At 50.8% G+C, this 17,288-nt stretch carries 15 protein-coding genes; 14 read left to right on the forward strand and 1 reads right to left on the reverse strand.

Going from position 1 to position 17,288, the window contains the following annotated elements; translation table 11 throughout:
* The first annotated feature begins 142 nt into the window (after nt 1–142).
* A complete protein-coding gene (gdhA, locus tag HMPREF1548_RS16850; protein WP_021637577.1) occupies nt 143–1,477 on the forward strand; it encodes an NADP-specific glutamate dehydrogenase in 1,335 nt (444 codons plus the stop codon).
* Between the two features lie 351 nt (nt 1,478–1,828).
* Nucleotides 1,829–3,187 (forward strand): L-cysteine desulfidase family protein, encoded by a 1,359-nt coding sequence (locus HMPREF1548_RS16855; RefSeq protein ID WP_021637579.1) that lies wholly within the window; start codon nt 1,829–1,831, stop codon nt 3,185–3,187.
* 41 nt (nt 3,188–3,228) lie between these two features.
* Here HMPREF1548_RS16855 and HMPREF1548_RS16860 read toward each other — a convergent pair whose 3' ends face one another.
* Nucleotides 3,229–3,471, reverse strand: coding sequence for a helix-turn-helix domain-containing protein (locus HMPREF1548_RS16860; protein ID WP_021637580.1), 243 nt, complete (start codon nt 3,469–3,471; stop codon nt 3,229–3,231).
* A 153-nt stretch (nt 3,472–3,624) separates the two neighbouring features.
* Between HMPREF1548_RS16860 and HMPREF1548_RS16865 the strand changes: the two genes are divergently transcribed.
* The 12 genes from HMPREF1548_RS16865 to scpB all read left to right on the forward strand — a co-directional run bounded on the left by HMPREF1548_RS16865 (nt 3,625) and on the right by scpB (nt 17,245).
* Nucleotides 3,625–4,665 (forward strand): GGDEF domain-containing protein, encoded by a 1,041-nt coding sequence (locus HMPREF1548_RS16865; protein WP_051358426.1) that lies wholly within the window; start codon nt 3,625–3,627, stop codon nt 4,663–4,665.
* Nucleotides 4,666–4,895: 230 nt separating this feature from the next.
* Complete coding sequence (locus HMPREF1548_RS16870) at nt 4,896–6,116, forward strand: AI-2E family transporter (protein ID WP_021637583.1); 1,221 nt, start codon at nt 4,896–4,898, stop codon at nt 6,114–6,116.
* A gap of 7 nt (nt 6,117–6,123) precedes the next feature.
* Nucleotides 6,124–7,659 carry a cardiolipin synthase gene (gene cls / locus HMPREF1548_RS16875; protein WP_021637584.1) on the forward strand — a complete coding sequence of 512 codons (1,536 nt, stop codon included), beginning with the start codon at nt 6,124–6,126 and terminating at the stop codon, nt 7,657–7,659.
* 60 nt (nt 7,660–7,719) lie between these two features.
* On the forward strand, nt 7,720–8,235 hold the full coding sequence (locus HMPREF1548_RS16880; RefSeq protein WP_021637585.1) for a flavodoxin domain-containing protein: 516 nt from the start codon (nt 7,720–7,722) through the stop codon (nt 8,233–8,235).
* 138 nt (nt 8,236–8,373) lie between these two features.
* A complete protein-coding gene (gene alaS / locus HMPREF1548_RS16885) occupies nt 8,374–10,980 on the forward strand; it encodes an alanine--tRNA ligase (RefSeq protein ID WP_502690636.1) in 2,607 nt (868 codons plus the stop codon).
* A 211-nt stretch (nt 10,981–11,191) separates the two neighbouring features.
* The gene (gene rpsU, locus HMPREF1548_RS16890) at nt 11,192–11,368 is read left to right on the forward strand and encodes a 30S ribosomal protein S21 (protein WP_009252110.1); all 177 of its coding nucleotides are present in this window, start codon (nt 11,192–11,194) and stop codon (nt 11,366–11,368) included.
* A gap of 158 nt (nt 11,369–11,526) precedes the next feature.
* Entirely contained in the window at nt 11,527–12,120 is a 594-nt protein-coding gene (locus tag HMPREF1548_RS16895) for a putative ABC transporter permease (protein ID WP_021637588.1), read from the forward strand.
* Nucleotides 12,121–12,200: 80 nt separating this feature from the next.
* The gene (locus tag HMPREF1548_RS16900; protein WP_021637589.1) at nt 12,201–13,457 is read left to right on the forward strand and encodes a GH25 family lysozyme; all 1,257 of its coding nucleotides are present in this window, start codon (nt 12,201–12,203) and stop codon (nt 13,455–13,457) included.
* 202 nt (nt 13,458–13,659) lie between these two features.
* Nucleotides 13,660–14,850, forward strand: a complete 1,191-nt coding sequence (locus HMPREF1548_RS16905; protein ID WP_021637590.1) for a D-alanyl-D-alanine carboxypeptidase family protein — start codon at nt 13,660–13,662, stop codon at nt 14,848–14,850.
* A 129-nt stretch (nt 14,851–14,979) separates the two neighbouring features.
* Nucleotides 14,980–15,843 (forward strand): metallophosphoesterase, encoded by an 864-nt coding sequence (locus HMPREF1548_RS16910; RefSeq protein WP_051358427.1) that lies wholly within the window; start codon nt 14,980–14,982, stop codon nt 15,841–15,843.
* Entirely contained in the window at nt 15,843–16,676 is an 834-nt protein-coding gene (locus tag HMPREF1548_RS16915; RefSeq protein ID WP_021637593.1) for a segregation and condensation protein A, read from the forward strand. The genes HMPREF1548_RS16910 and HMPREF1548_RS16915 overlap by 1 nt, the downstream gene beginning before the upstream one ends.
* The gene (gene scpB, locus HMPREF1548_RS16920) at nt 16,676–17,245 is read left to right on the forward strand and encodes an SMC-Scp complex subunit ScpB (RefSeq protein WP_021637594.1); all 570 of its coding nucleotides are present in this window, start codon (nt 16,676–16,678) and stop codon (nt 17,243–17,245) included. The genes HMPREF1548_RS16915 and scpB overlap by 1 nt, the downstream gene beginning before the upstream one ends.
* Nucleotides 17,246–17,288 lie beyond the last annotated feature (43 nt).

The following is a 17,288-nucleotide window of genomic DNA, read 5'->3' on the forward strand; positions in this document are numbered from 1 at the left end:
TTTCGTCAATTTAACGTAATAAAGTACTTGCGTACGGGCTTTATCCATTATATAATAAGAGCCGGACAAAGCCATCTGGAATGCCCAGGCCAGTTTTCTGTCCCGGGCATTTTTTGTAAAACAATTAAAGGAGGAATCACACATGTCATATGTAGATGAGGTCATTGCACAGGTAGTGGAGAAAAATCCTGCACAGCCTGAATTCCATCAGGCAGTTAAGGAAGTTCTGGAATCTCTCAGAGTTGTAGTGGAAGCCAATGAGGAAGCATACAGAAAAGATGCTTTACTGGAAAGACTGGTTAACCCGGAACGTCAGATTATCTTCCGGGTACCGTGGGTAGACGACAAGGGACAGGTTCATGTGAATACAGCATACCGTGTTCAGTTCAACAGCGCTATCGGACCCTATAAGGGAGGCCTGCGTCTGCACCCTTCCGTTAACCTTGGCATCATCAAGTTCCTTGGTTTTGAACAGGTGTTCAAGAACTCCCTGACAGGACTTCCCATCGGCGGAGGCAAGGGTGGTTCCGACTTTGACCCGAAAGGGAAATCCGACAGAGAGATCATGGCATTCTGCCAGAGCTTCATGACGGAGCTTTACAGACATATCGGCGCAGACACAGATGTTCCTGCCGGAGATATCGGAACCGGCGCAAGGGAAATCGGTTATATGTACGGCCAGTATAAGAGAATCCGCAATGTTTACGAAGGCGTTCTGACAGGCAAGGGGCTTACTTACGGCGGTTCCCTGGCAAGGACGGAGGCTACCGGCTACGGACTCCTGTACATGACAAAGGAAATGCTCAAGTGTAACGGCATTGATATTGCAGGCAAGACCATCGCAGTTTCCGGTTCCGGTAATGTGGCCACCTATGCCATCCAGAAAGCACAGCAGATGGGCGCTAAGGTAGTAACCTGCTCCGATTCCACCGGCTGGGTATACGATCCGGAGGGAATTGATCTGGCGGCGCTTAAGGAAATCAAAGAAGTAAAACGCGGAAGGGTTTCCGATTACCTGAATTACAGGCCCAATGCGGAATATCATTCCGGAAAGGGCGTATGGAGTGTGAAGGTGGATATCGCACTTCCCTGCGCAACACAGAATGAACTGACACTTTCTGATGCGGAAGGGTTGGTTGCAAACGGCGTAAAGGCAGTATGCGAGGGCGCTAATATGCCTACTACCCTGGAGGCTACCGAGTATCTGCAGAAAAACGGCGTTCTGTTCGTTCCCGGAAAGGCTGCAAATGCAGGCGGCGTGGCAACCTCCGCTCTGGAAATGAGCCAGAACAGCGAGCGTCTCAGCTGGAGCTTCGAAGAGGTGGACAGCAAGCTGCAGGGCATCATGATCAATATCTTCCACAACCTGGATGACGCCGCAAAGCGTTACGGCATGGAAGGCAACTATGTTGCAGGCGCTAATATTGCAGGCTTTGAAAAGGTTGCAACAGCCATGACCGCACAGGGCATTGTATAAATGTTCAGAATAATCCATGAAAATGTGAAGACGCTTAAACAGTTGCAAATTCTGAACTGTTCTCCAGCTTCATAGCTTTAATAATAATATTTCAATGCAGTGTAAAACTTCCGCTTGCAGGTATGGATACCTGTCTGCGGAAGTTTTTTTGCCTGTGTTTTTTGTCATAATTTTTTGCCGTCCGCCGGCTGTACCGGCAGCAAGCCACCATCCTGCAGTCCACCATCCTGTAGTCCACCATCCTGCAGCCCACTATCCTGCGGCATTGCCTGTTTGCCGGGTATCTGTTATAATGCGGTTAAAGCGGAACCAGATCACCAGCCGCGTAAATGCGTGCAGATAGGAGCGAACATGGAGAAAAAGGACAAAAGATATCAGGCGTATCTCAGAATTCTGAAGGAAGAGCTTGTGCCGGCCATGGGCTGTACGGAGCCGATAGCGCTGGCCTACTGTGCCGCAAAGGCCAGGGAAATACTGGGCTGCATGCCGGACAGCGTGCTGGTGGAAGCAAGCGGTAATATAATTAAGAATGTAAAGAGCGTGGTGGTCCCCAACACCAACGGCCTGAAGGGAATGGAGGCAGCGGCGGCTGCCGGAATTGTGGCAGGTGAGGCGGACAGGGCGCTGGAGGTCATCGCAGGGGTGACGGAAGGGCAGAAGGAGGAAATCAGCCGTTTCCTAAAGGCCGGGAAAATACAGGTCAGGCCCATGGATACGGAGGAAGTGCTGGATATGGCGGTTACCCTCTGGAAGGGTGGGGAAGAAGCCAGGGTGCAGATTTCCCGGAGCCATACGAATATTGTCCTGATCGAAAAGGACGGGGAAGCGCTATACCGGGAAAAGTGCGCTGATAAGGTGCTCCGGGCGGCGGAGGATGCGGATAATGACGGCGGGCAGGGCGCTGTGGGCTGCAAACCGGAAGTGGGTGCAAAAGGTGGAAACAGGGAAGATGCCGACAGGGCGCTTCTGAATATGGAAGCAATTTATGATTTTGCCGAAACGGTGGATCCGGATGATGTGCGGGAGGTTATCGGAAGGCAGATTGCATTGAATACGGCGATCTCCGAGGAAGGCCTGAAGGGAAATTACGGAGCCAATATCGGCAGGGTTCTGCTCCATACCTATGGAAATGATATTAAAAACCGGGCAAAGGCGGCAGCGGCTGCCGGTTCCGATGCCAGGATGAGCGGCTGCGAAATGCCTGTGGTTATTAATTCCGGCAGCGGCAACCAGGGAATGACGGTTTCCCTTCCTGTGATTGAATATGCGAAGGAGCTGGGCTGTCCGGAGGAAAAGCTGTACCGTGCGCTGGTACTGTCCAATCTGACGGCAATCCATCAGAAAAGCGGAATTGGCCGGCTGTCCGCTTATTGTGGCGCGGTGAGCGCCGGCTGCGCGGCCGGCTGCGGCATCGCTTATCTGCAGGGCGGTGATTTGGAAGCGGTCAATCATACGCTTGTCAACGCGCTGGCCATTGTGTCGGGCATTATCTGCGATGGAGCCAAGCCCTCCTGTGCGGCGAAAATCGCCTCTTCCGTAGATGCGGGAATTCTTGGATATGCCATGTACAGGGAAGGACAGCAGTTCTACGGCGGTGACGGGATTATATCCAAAGGAGTGGAAAAGACAATAGGAAACGTGGGCCGCCTGGGCAAAGACGGCATGAAGGAAACAGATAAGGAGATTATCCGCATTATGACAGGCTGTTAAGGAAAAGCCCCTGCCGCAGTGAAGGACGGAAAAAAAGCGTACTATTCTTCCGGCTGTTTTTGGAAGAAGTCTTCGAAATCCGCATGAAAAACTTCTTTCATAGCCAGCAGCTCCTGTACGCTTATATTCTGAATACCGGCTTCTATTTTTGCATAGGAGCCTCTTGTAAGGCTGCAGCCTAAAAGCTGCAGCTTTGCTATTGTCTGCTCCTGAGTCAGGCCGCAGTCCCTGCGGAGTGCGCGGATATTAGCACCCAAAGAAACATTGTATTTTATTTTCTGCATGAATTACTCCCAATACCGCTGCAGGGATAGGAATTCCAAACAGCGGCCTCCCAGATTCAATTGTGGGATATATTATTGATTTTAGTAAAAAAGTAAGATATAATTGCTCTATAAATAGAGCAAAGAGAAGTTGTGGCCGGGAAAGGTGCAGGAATGATAGATAGAGAATTATGTGACTTAACAAAACAGCTGATGTTTACCTGCCTGAGCGGTCAAAATTCGGGTAAAATACAGGAAATAAGCGGCATTCTTGAGGAAAATTCGGTGGTAATAGGAAGCCGGGCCCATGAATACTACACAACTGTAGAACAAATAAAAAGTGAACTGGATTCCGGTAAGTGGGAAGATGGCAGGGAGTATGTGTACAGGCCTGTGAAGGACTGGTACCAATGCACCCGGCTGGCCGAAAATATCTATCTGGTCTGCGGCAATCTCCGGATAGAAAAAATATTTCAGCCTGGTAATGAAGAACAGGCTTTTGAGAATGCCGGCCTCTCAGTAACAGGATTGACAGAAACAAGCGTCCGTATAAGCATGGTATGGAAAAAAGATGGAAAGGCGAACCGGATTATACATATTCATATATCCGTTCCCCAGGAAGACGGCTGCGGGCAGCCGGCCCGAAGGCCGGACCAGGCTGCAGGAGGAACGGAAATGCTGCCAGAGCCGGAGAAAAAGACGGTGGATTACTACAGACGCCTTTCTGAAAAGGATCTGATGACAGGCCTTTATAACCGGGGCAGTTTTGAATATTATGTGAAAAAAAGGCTGGAAAGCGGTGAAGGCGGCACCTTCTATATGATCGACCTGGATGACTTTAAGGCGGTGAATGATACCTACGGGCATGTGGCAGGCGACAGGGTCATCATGGACATGGCCGATATCTTACGGCGGATATTTGCAAAGGAAGCTGTCATCGGCAGGCTGGGCGGCGATGAGTTCGCAGTTTATGAGGCGGGCTGCTGCGGCAGAAAGGAAGCGGAGGAAAAAGCCCGGGCCGTTCTGCAGGACTACAGCGCTTTATCCGAAAAATACGGAAATGATTTTCAGCTGAGCTGTTCCATCGGCATGTACCGGGAAGCCGATAAAGAAACCTTTGAAAACCTGTACTCCCGCGCCGATGAAGCCCTTTATTTTTCAAAAAATTCATACAAAGGCACCTTCCACTGGTACTACCGCCAGCACAGATTCTGATATCCTCTGTGTCTGGCGTTTTTTGTAACTGTCCGCACCCCGCCCGGGTTCCTGCCGCCGCCGTCCTGTGCCTGCAGGGCCCCGGGCGGAGGAGGACAGTTACTTTTTTTATGTTCCGATTTTTATTCAAAACAGGAAAGGACTACATTTCTGGAAAGATTTGTGGTAATATAGATTAATATTGTTTATGAGGAAGTTGCAACTAACCTGCAGGAGTTTACGGAGGTACTATGAAAAAGAAGAAAACGGATTTTGCTGTGATTATTTATATCTGCCTTGCGGCGCTGCTGATTCTCGGAATTAAATATTTTGACCAGATAGCCGGAGTTGCCCTGAAACTCTGGAATGTGGCGTTTCCGCTGATTCTGGGAGTGGCTGTCGCCTATGTTATCAACATCATTATGGTCCGGGTGGAGCGGATTTATTTCCCGAAAACAAAGAACCGGTTTGTTGCGGCGAGCAGGAGAGGCGTAAGCATCGTTGTGTCCCTGCTGCTGGTTGCGGGGATTTTTTCCCTGGTTGCAAGGCTGGTCCTGCCAGAGCTTGGGAAGGCCTTTGCCGTAATCGGCAGGAATGTGCCGATTTTCCTGGAGGAAGCGGCGGCATGGCTGGAGGAAAATAATGCAGGCAATACTGCTGACATGCTGAAGAATGTGGATTGGAACAGTGTCATGGATAAAGTGGCGGATGTTGTAAAATCGGGCTTTACCAGCTTTGTGAATTCCACACTGACCGCAGTTGGCGCTGTGGTCGGCAGCGTGGTGAACTTTTTTATCGGTCTGATTTTCGGAATTTATATCCTTTCAGGAAAGGAAAAGCTGCATTCCCAGGTGAGCAGGATTATGCATGCATATATGAAGGAAAGGACAGTTGCCAGAATCAGATATATTTACAGGACAGCCAATGAAACTTTTTCCAGTTTTATAATAGGACAGTGTACGGAAGCGGTAATTCTGGGTACACTGTGTACTATAGGAATGCTGCTGTTCCGTTTCCCTTATGCGCCGATGATCGGGGCATTTATCGGGGCTACGGCGCTGATCCCCATTGTAGGCGCTTATCTGGGCGCTGCGGTGGGAGCATTCATGATTTTGACGGTAGATCCGCTGAAGGCGCTTCTGTTCATTATATTTATTGTAGTGCTGCAGCAGCTGGAAGGAAACCTGATATATCCCAGAGTTGTCGGTTCTTCCATCGGCCTTCCCGGTATCTGGGTGCTGGCGGCCGTAACGGTGGGCGGCGGACTGGGAGGCATCGGCGGAATGCTTCTGGGTGTTCCGGTTGCGGCAACCGCCTATAAGCTGATAAGAAATGATGTGGCGGGACGCAACGGCAGGAGACCGGATAACCCGCAGGAAAATATCCGGGAAACCCCGCAGGAGGCTCAAAAAAAGGTTCCCCGGGAAGCGGCCGCATCTGTAGGGCGGCGTGAGAAGCAGAAAGGAAGATAGACAGCTGATGAAGGGGAAGTACAAAAGACTTGTGGTCAACCGGATAGTTATTACGGTTGTTCTTATATTGCTTCAGATAGTTTGGTTTGTTTTTATGCTGGAAAAGCTGGCGAGATACTCCAGCTGGATCACCACGGCGTTCACAGCACTGAGTATCGCCATTGTACTCTACATTATCGGAAAAGATGATAATTCGGCCTATAAAATAGGCTGGATTGTCCTTATCATGACGCTGCCGCTGTTCGGCGGCCTGCTGTATCTGTTTTTGGGGGATAAAAAGCCTTCCCGGAATATGCGTAGGAAGCTGAATGCCCAGCATGATGTTTTTAAGGATACCCTGATACAGGAGGGAGAACTGCAGGACCGGTTGGGAAAGATACACGGACGCGCGGCGGGAACGTTTCAGTATGTGCGCCGTGTGAGCGACTTCCCTGCCTATGAAAATACGGACGTGACCTATTATCCCAGCGGGGAAGAAATGTTTGTGGATATGCTGGAAGAGCTGCGCCAGGCAAAGCATTTTATTTTCCTGGAATATTTTATTGTGGCGGAAGGCAAGATGTGGGAAACTATCCTGGAAATCCTGAAGCAGAAGGCGGAGGAAGGGCTGGATGTCAGAATGATTTACGATGACATGGGCTGTCTGACCCTGCTGCCCGCCGGCTATTACGCCGGACTGGAGAAATACGGGATAAAGTGCATGGCCTTTAACCACGTCATCCCTTTCTTTTCCCTGGTAATGAACAACCGGGATCACAGGAAAATCCTTGACATTGACGGTCATACCGCATTTACGGGCGGAATCAACCTGGCGGATGAATATATTAATGAAAAGGTCAGGTTCGGCTACTGGAAGGATACGGGAGTGCGCTTAAAGGGCGACGGCGTGTGGAATTTTACAGAGATGTTCCTGGAAATGTGGAATGCCTTCAGGAAAGAGGATACGGATATCAGCTGCTTCAAGCCTCATGTGCATCATCCGGAGCCTTTTGAGGGAAAGGGCTTCGTGCAGCCCTATACCGATTCGCCCCTGGATAACGAAACCATTGCGGAAAATGTATATCTGGACATTCTCCATCAGGCGAAAAAATATGTCTACATATTTACGCCTTACCTGATAGTGGACGACGTGATGAGAAACGCGCTGTGCACGGCGGCCAAAAGGGGTGTGGATGTGCGGATAGTGACGCCGGCCATTCCTGACAAGCCAACCATTTTCCGGCTGACCCGTTCCAATTATCCTCCGCTTTTGCGCGCGGGCATCCGGATTTTTGAATATACGCCGGGCTTTATTCATGCGAAGAGCTATATCTGCGACGACGAGTTCGGCGTGGTGGGAAGCGTAAATATGGACTTCAGGAGCCTGTACCTGCATTTCGAATGCGCCACGCTTCTTTACCGTACGAGCGGGCTGGAGGAATTAAAAAAGGACAGTCTGGAAACCATTGCGGCGAGCCGGGAAATTACGTTAAAGGACTGCAAACAGGGAATTATCGGAGGCCTTTTCGATTCCGTCCTCCGTGTATTTGCCCCGCTGTGCTGATATTGGCGGGAAGATATTGATAATGGTTAGATTCAGGGAAAAGGCAGGAGTACTGTTAAGATGAAATGTTTGATTTGCTATCAGAGTAAAACGGGGACAACGGCAAAATGCGCGGAAATTCTGAAAAAGAAGCTGGAAAAAAGAGGGGCGCAGGTCACAGCTGCCAATCTGGCGGCCGGAAGGCCGCAGCTTGCCGGCTATGACTGCATTATTACGGGAGCGCCCGTGCGTATGGGTAAAATCCCGAAAGAAACAAAGGCTTTTCTGGAAGCGGGCAGGAATGAGCTTCTGAATTGTAAAAAAACCGCTTTTTTTATCTGCAGCGCTTTTTCCGCACAGACACAGCAGGTGCTGTTGGAGAATTTCCCCAGGGAGCTTCTGGAGGCCTCGGTCTGTGCCGCCGGGTTCGGCGGTGAGGTGGATATCCATAAGCAGAAGGGCTTTGACCGGTTCATGGCCAGGATGATGACCAACCTGGTGAAGCATTATAAGGCCGCCATGCCGTCCGTGCGGGAAGAAAATATAGAAGCCTTTGCAAATACCCTGTGCGGCGGCGTTGACAAGGAAAAAAATTAAACATATAATAGGATAGATTGAGCGTGTCTGAGATCCGTTTTGCGGCCCGGAAAACGGCCTGCGGGAAGGATGCGGACATACTGCAGTGATGTGGAGGAAAGAAACGTGAATAAATACGGAGTAAATGAACTGAGAAAGATGTTCCTTGACTTCTTTGAAAGCAAAGGACATCTGGTGATGAAAAGCTTTTCCCTGGTGCCGCATAACGACAACAGCCTGCTGTTAATCAATTCAGGCATGGCGCCGCTCAAGCCTTATTTTACAGGACAGGAGATTCCGCCCCGCAAAAGGGTGACTACCTGTCAGAAGTGTATCCGTACCGGCGATATTGAAAATATCGGCAAGACGGACAGGCACGGAACCTTTTTTGAAATGCTGGGCAACTTCTCCTTCGGGGATTATTTCAAGCATGAAGCGATTGCCTGGTGCTGGGAGTTCCTGACCGAAGTGGTGGGACTGGAAGCGGACAGGCTCTATCCTTCCGTATATCTGGATGATGATGAAGCCTTTGATATCTGGAATAAGGAAATCGGAATTCCGGCGGAGCGCATCTTCCGTTTCGGCAAGGAGGACAACTTCTGGGAACACGGCTCAGGCCCCTGCGGTCCCTGCTCCGAGGTTTACTACGACCGCGGCGAGAAGTACGGCTGCGGAAAGCCCGGCTGTACCGTAGGCTGCGAATGCGACCGCTATATTGAAGTATGGAACAATGTATTTACCCAGTTTGACAACGACGGACACGGAAACTATACGGATCTGTCCCAGAAGAACATAGATACCGGCATGGGACTGGAACGTCTGGCTGCCGTTGTGCAGGATGTGGAGTCTATTTTTGATGTGGATACCATCCAGGCGCTGCGCAACCGCGTATGCGAGCTGGCGGGAAAGACCTACAAAGAAAAGCATGAATGGGACGTATCCATCCGTATTGTAACGGATCATATCCGTTCCGCCACCTTTATGATTTCAGACGGCATCATGCCCTCCAATGAAGGAAGGGGCTATGTGCTGCGCCGTATCATCCGCCGCGCGGCCCGTCATGGAAGGCTTCTGGGAATCGAAGGAGATTTCCTGGCCAACTTGAGCAGCACGGTAATTGAAGGAAGCAAAGACGGTTATCCGGAGCTGGAAGAGAAAAAGGACTTTATTTTCAACGTCCTGACGCAGGAAGAAAGCAAATTCAACAAAACCATTGACCAGGGCCTGAATATTCTGGCCGAGATGGAAGAGAATATGGAGAAGGAAGGCAGGACGCAGCTTTCGGGCGAAGATGCTTTCCGGCTTTATGATACCTATGGCTTCCCTCTGGATCTCACCATGGAAATCCTGGAGGAGAAAAACCTCACCATTGATGAGGAGGGCTTCCAGGCTGCCATGAAGGAGCAGAAGGAAAAAGCCCGCAAGGCCAGGAAGGTAACCAACTATATGGGCGCGGACGTTACGGTTTATGAGTCCATCGATCCTGCTATCACCTCTGAATTCGTTGGTTATGACAAGCTGTCATGGGAATCTGACGTAACGGCAATGACTACGGAGGAGGCTGTTGTGGATGCCCTTACCGATGGGGAGTCCGGCACGATTATCGTGGCGCAGACACCCTTCTACGGAACCATGGGCGGACAGTGCGGCGATACCGGTGTAATCCGCTGCGGCGACGGTGAATTTGTAGTACAGGATACCATTCATCTGGCAGGCGGCAAAATTGGCCATATCGGAAGAATGACCAGTGGAATGATCAAGCTGGGTGATAAAGTGGAGCTTTCCGTGAATCCTGCAGGAAGAGCGGATACCTGCAAGAACCACAGCGCAACCCACCTTCTTCAGAAAGCCCTGCGCACTGTGCTCGGTTCCCATGTGGAACAGGCCGGTTCCTATGTGGATGCCCACAGGCTACGTTTTGACTTCAGCCATTTTTCCGCCATGACCCCGGAGGAGTTGGCAAAGGTTGAGCAGATTGTAAATGATGAAATCAATGCGCATCTTCCCGTCAGGACTTCAGTCATGACGCTGGAGGAAGCGAAGAAAACAGGCGCGATGGCGCTGTTTGGCGAGAAATACGGCGACAGTGTGCGCGTGGTGCAGATGGGAGATTTCTCCACAGAGCTGTGCGGCGGCACCCATGTGGCCAATACCGGTGATATTGCCGTATTCAAGATCCTTTCGGAAAGCGGTGTGGCGGCAGGCGTGAGAAGAATTGAGGCGCTTACCGGCCCCGGCGTATTCGCTTACTATAAAGAACTGGAAGACAGGCTTTTAGAGGCCGCGAAGATTGTGAAGGCGACTCCCGCCAATCTTACGGAGAAGCTTACGCACCTTATGGCTGAGGTGAAGCAGCTTTCCAGTGAAAACGAATCCTTAAAGAGCAAGGCTGCCAGGGAATCCCTGGGCAATGTCATGGATCAGGTGAAGGAGATCAAGGGTGTGAAGCTGCTGGCTGCCAAGGCGGACGGCGCTGACATGAACGGTCTTCGCGATCTGGGAGACCAGCTTAAAGAGAAGCTGGGCGAGGGCGTTGTTGTCCTGGCTTCAGAAAAAGACGGAAAGGTGAACCTGGTGGCGATGGCAACGGACAGCGCTATGGCACAGGGAGCCCATGCCGGCAATCTGATCAAGGGAATCGCGGCACTGGTAGGCGGAGGCGGCGGCGGACGCCCGAACATGGCGCAGGCCGGAGGAAAGAATCCTGCAGGAATCCCCCAGGCGATTGCCGAAGTGGAGAAGGTTCTGGAAGGACAGCTTAAGTAACTTGTTAACAGCACGGAAATTTGGAAAAAGTGACCAAAAACTGATGAAAAAAGGACTTTGAATGCACTTTTTCTTAAAATATACTTAAATTGCAAAAAAAATGGTTGACGTACCTGCAATTTTTGGTATAATGTTTCTTGTGCATTGGTATGCATAAAAAACCCAATCAGTCGTGAACTTGAAGGGACTGAAGGGAGGTCAGGTGTGAGCTATGTCAAACATTATCGTAAAAGAAAATGAGACTTTGGACAGCGCTTTACGTCGTTTTAAAAGAAGCTGCGCAAAAGCCGGGATCCAGCAGGAAATCCGCAAGAGAGAGCATTACGAAAAGCCCAGCGTAAGACGTAAGAAGAAATCCGAAGCGGCTAGAAAACGTAAATATAACTAAGTAAACGGAAGTCCTTGGCATTTACTACCAAGGACTTGTGTTTTATCCGGCTGGAAATTTCTGCCAGGGAGATGGGGCTGACGCTGCTTTGTACGGAAGCTGCATTCAGGACATCCTGTGCATTGAACTGAAGGCCGGAGATCAGAGGGGAAAGAAATATGTGGATAGGTGGAATACTGGGAAATGATGTTTATCATCTGCTCGCGGCGTTCTGTATTTACAGTATTTTGGGCTGGTTTGTGGAATCTGTCTACATGTCGTTCTGTAACCGCAGGCTGACAAACAGAGGATTTGCAAAAGGTCCATTTTGCCCTATTTATGGGATCGGAGCGCTTGCAGGCTATTTTTTACTGCGCCCTTTTGCCGGGAATCCGGTAATGCTGTACCTGGCGGGAGCCTTTACGGCGACTGTCTTTGAGTACATGGTAGGGCGTCTGATGCTTCGCCTTTTCGGTGAGGTATGGTGGGACTACAGGGAGAAGCCCTTTAACTATCAGGGAATTATCTGCCTGGAAAGTACAATAGCATGGGGATTTTATGCGGTAATCATAATCGGTTATCTCCATCAGGCTGTGATGGATGTTGCCTCATGGTATACATACGGCCCCGGATTGTGGGTGCTGAAAGCGATTATTTTTATTTTTACAATTGACTTTTTACATCAGCTGCTTGCTGCGCTGCACTTCAATGTGACGGATCAGAGGGACAGGCTGGTGGAAAAATATCAGGAATTCAAAGCCAGATGGTATTAACTCTGACGTAAAAGGCGGGGACCTTCAGGCCCCCGTCTTTTATTATTCATCGGGACACAAAAGCAGGAGGGAAGCTACATATGAACTGGAAGAAAAGAATTGTCAGTCTGGCGCTGGCTGCGGTAATCGGACTGAGCACGTTCCTTGCGTCCGGCGTGGAAGCGGAAGCGGCCGGAGCCATAGCAAAGGGAATTGACGTTTCCAAATATCAGGGCGCCATTAACTGGAGCGCAGTGGCAGCGGAGGGATACAGTTTTGCATTTATTAAGGTAGGCAGCGCCAAGAGCGGCCTGGATCCTTATTTTGCCGCCAACATGGTGGGAGCCAATGCGGCGGGGCTTAAGACGGGAGTTTATCTTTATTCTTATGCCACGACAGTTGAGGCGGCCATGGCGGAGGCCCAGTTCACACTGGCTGCCATCGCGCCCTTTACGGTAAGCATGCCCGTGGTTTTTGATCTTGAGGATGCGGTGCATAAAACGATGACTCCTGAGCAGCTGCAGGCGCTTACGGTGGTTTTCTGTTCCATTATACAGAGCGCAGGCTACCAGCCCATGGTGTACTCCAGCAAGAACTGGCTGACACAGAGAGTTGGGCCAATCCCTTTTGACGTATGGGTGGCACAGTATGCAGAGGCCTGTGAATATCCCAATCCGGCCTTCTGGCAGTTTTCCAACAGCGGAACGGTGAGCGGCATTGATGGACGTGTAGATTTGAATTTCCAGTTCAAGGATTATTCCAATATCATCATCCCTTACGGCTTTACTACAAGGGGCGGTAATACTTATTTTTACAATAATTACCGTATGCAGTACGGCTGGGTGGACTATGAAGGGAACCGTTATTTCATGAATGCGGACGGAACCCTATACACCAATGGCTGGCTGACGGACGGCGTAAATACCTTCTATATGGACACCAAGGACGGCCATATGCTCCATGATCTGGTGAATATCCAGGGAAAGAATTACTACTTTGACGTAAACGGCTTCATGCAGAAGGGATTTGTAAACATCGGCGGCCTGACCTATCTGTTCGGTGCGGACGGTTCCATGCAGTACGGCTGGTTTACCGATGAGAAGGGCGTACGCTACTTCCAGGAGGACGGCAGCATGGCGATGAACAAGACGCTGGTGCTGGACGGCAAGACCTATATATTCGATGCAACAGGCTACGGCCAGGAAGTGGTGGTGCCGGATATCGATCTGACCGGCGTGGATCCTTCCACCTGGGTGATTGACCCGGCGACAGGGAATATGATTGACACCGCAACGGGGCTTCCTGTGGATCCCGCAATCGCCGCGGCGGTAATCGCCCAGGCACAGGCGGCGCAGTAACCGGATAAAATATAAAAGGTGTAAGAAGCGCGGCACAGGAATTCAGGTGCCCGAAAGGAACCGCGGATCTGCCGGAGTGATAAAGCTCCGGCGGAACCGCGGATTTTTCTTTTTATTTTCAGGGACAGGCACGCCGAAGGAATAATCCCTCCAGGTCTACATAAAATGTGTTATAGAACTTATGTAGAGGGGAGTTTCCCTTATGAAATGTGTGTATCGAAAGGTGACGGCGAGGAAAATCATTTCTTTCATGCTGGTCATATGTCTGATATGGATGCCGGGGATAAAGGCGTATGCGGAGGAAGGCGCTCCGGTTACCATTGCAGCGCCCTCTGCCATTCTGCTGGAGGCATCCACCGGAACTGTGATCTATGAACAGAATGCGGACGCTGCCTGTTCTCCGGCCAGCATTACCAAAATCATGACGCTGCTGCTGATTTTTGAAGCGCTGGAAAGAGGGGACATCAAGCTGGAGGATGAAGTGATGACCAGCGCCCATGCGCAGTCCATGGGCGGCTCCCAGGTTTTTCTGGAGGAAGGGGAAATGCAGACGGTGGACACCATGATCAAATGTATTGCGGTGGCCAGCGGAAATGATGCGGCAGTGGCCATGGCGGAGTTCATTGCGGGCAGTGAAGAAGAATTTGTCTCCAGGATGAATGAAAAAGCGCAGGCGCTGGGCATGAACGGCACTCATTTTGAGGACTGCTGCGGCCTGACGGATTCGGATAATCACTATACCACGGCCCGGGATGTGGCGGCCATGTCAAGGGAACTGATTACAAGGCATCCGGATGTTTTTAATTACACCATGATCTGGATGGAGGATATCACCCACAATACGGCAAGGGGCAGCTCCACCTTTACCCTTTCCAGCACCAATAAGCTGCTGAAGCAGTACCAGTGGACCACGGGCCTGAAAACCGGTTCCACCAGCAAGGCGAAATATTGCCTGTCCGCCACGGCCAGGAAGGATGATATTGATCTGATAGCCGTGGTAATGACAGCGCCGGATTATAAGGTGCGTTTCAGCGATGCGGCCACCTTGCTTAACTATGGCTACAGCGTGAGCGCCCTGTATAAGGATGCCAACCAGGATGCGCTGCCCAGGCTTCTCATTGACGGCGGCGTCCAGGATGACGCGGGCCTGTCCTATCAGCAGGGCTTTTCCTATCTGGACGTGAAGGGAAATGATTTGAGCACTATAGAAAAGGTGATACATCTTCCGGAGAGCGCACAGGCGCCGGTAAAGGCGGGAGATAAGGCGGGAGAAGCGGTCTACAGGCTGAATGGAGAGACGATCGGCACCGTGCCCATCCTGTTTTCCGAGAATGTGGAGAAGGCCGTTTACCGGGATTATGTTTTGAAAGTTCTGGCATATTTTCTTTTATAATATTTAAAAATATGATATACTGCTGATAACTGTTCAGCATCCCCTTTTCGTGCAGGCGGCCGGAGCAGGGATGCCGTACAGCTGCTGCTTCTTATATATAAGAGGAGCTGAAGGCAAAGGAGTAAGCGATTGATACAGATTTTATTGGGCCTGATGGCTTTATGTGTTCTTTTTTTCCTTGTTGTTATTATACGGGATGTCAACCGTTTTGTAACCGTTGAATACCGCATCCCCTGCAGGGGACTGAAGAAGAGCTGCTGTTTCGTCATGCTCTCCGATCTGCATAACAAGCAGTTCGGGGAACATAACAGCAGGCTGCTTGAAGCGGTGGAGGAGTGCCGTCCCGACGGCGTCCTGATTGCGGGGGATATGCTGACCTCACAGGTTTCCGGCTCCTTTGCGCCGGCGCTGGAGACGGTGAGCGCCCTGGCGGAGAAGTATCCGGTTTATTATGCCAACGGCAATCACGAATACCGTGTGAAAACGGATACGGAGAGGTACGAGGACCGATATGAGCGGTATGCAAAGCAGCTGCGCCGGGCGGGAGTGGTGCTCCTGGAAAATGAGAGCGTTTTACTGCCGGAAACGGGAATCCGGATTTTTGGCGTGGAAATCGATATGGATTATTATAAGAAGCTTCGCAAAAGTGTGATGAAGGTTTCTTACCTCAATTCGCTGTTGGGACGACCCTGCGCGGATGAATATAACATCCTGCTTGCCCACAATCCGGATTATTTCCAGGCCTATGCAGGCTGGGGAGCGGATCTGGTGCTTTCCGGGCATGTGCATGGCGGCATTATGCGGCTGCCGGTGCTGGGAGGCGTGCTTTCCCCGGCGCTGCGCCTGTTCCCCAGATACGATGGGGGCCTGTATGAGGAAGGAAAGAGTAAAATGGTACTGGGCAGGGGGCTGGGAACCCACACGCTGCCAATACGGGTATTTAACCCGGGAGAACTGATTGTGGTCCGCCTGGAGCCGGAAAGAGGGAACTGATGGCGATCGAAGTCAAGCTGCAGGTATTCGAAGGCCCGCTGGACCTTCTGCTGCATTTAATAGAAAAGAATAAAGTGGATATTTACGATATCCCCATTGCGGAAATCACGGAGCAGTACATGGAGTATATCCGCCAGATGGAAGAAGGGGATATGAATGTGATGAGCGAGTTTCTGCTGATGGCGGCCACGCTGCTGGATATCAAATGCAGGATGCTTCTTCCCCGGGAAGTGAATGAAGAGGGCGAGGAAGAGGACCCCAGGGCGGAGCTCGTTCAGAAGCTGCTGGAATATAAGGCTTATAAATATATGTCCTATGAGCTTCGGGACATGCAGGTGGATGCCCTGAAGGTTTTCTATAAGCCTCCCACCATTCCTGAGGAGGTGCTGAAGTTCAGGGAGCCGGTCAATTATGAGGAGCTGCTTGCGGATCTGACGCTGACCCGATTGAATGAAATTTTCAGAAACTGCCTGAAACGGCAGGAGGACAAGGTGGATCCTGTCCGCAGCCATTTCGGAAGGATAGAAAAGGATGAGGTCAACATTGACGCCAAGGCAAATTATGTGGCCGGTTATATAAGAAGCCATAAGCGGATGAATTTCAGGGAGCTTCTGGAGAACCAGAAAAGCAGGATGGATGTCATCGTCACCTTTCTGGTGGTACTGGAGCTGATGAAGACGGGCGTTGTTTCCGTAGAGCAGGAATCCATTGAGGATGATATTATCATTACCACCCGGGAAATCCCGGAGGACGGGCTGGAATTCCATGGCCTGACCTCGCTGGGGGACGCTGTGGGGGAGAATGAGGACATTGACAGGGAGGAAAATCAGTGATGGAGCGCAGACAGCAGGAGGCGGCCATTGAAGCGGTTCTTTTCGCCATGGGGGAATCCGTGGAAATAGACAAGCTGGCTGAGGTGATAGAGGAAGAGGAAGAGACGGCCAGGCAGATTATTGCTGAAATGAAGGATAAGTGGGAGAGGGAAGGCAGAGGGGTTTCCATTGTGGAATTTGAAAATGCCTACCAGATGTGTACCAGAGGGGATATGTATGAATATCTGCTCAAGGTGGCCAAAACCCCGAAAAAATATGTCCTGACGGAAACCCTTCTGGAAACGCTCTCCATTATCGCCTATAAACAGCCGGTAACCAAGCTGGATATTGAAAGAATCCGCGGAGTCAACTGCGATCACGCGGTAAACAGACTCATTGAATTTGATCTCGTGACGGAGCTTGGCAGGATGGACGCGCCGGGAAGGCCGCTTCTGTTCGGAACGACGGAACAGTTCCTGAGAAGCTTCGGGGTGAAATCCCTGGAGGATCTGCCTGAGTTAAATGAGATGAAGCTGGAAGAATTCAAGGAGGAGGCCGAGGAAGAGGCCGAGCTTGCTTTGAACATATAAAGGTTCCCGGGCCCTGGCGGTTTTGCTTTCCATAAAGCAAAGG

It is taken from the genome of Clostridium sp. KLE 1755, from assembly GCF_000466465.2.
GTDB classification, from domain to species: Bacteria; Bacillota; Clostridia; order Lachnospirales; family Lachnospiraceae; genus Eisenbergiella; species Eisenbergiella porci.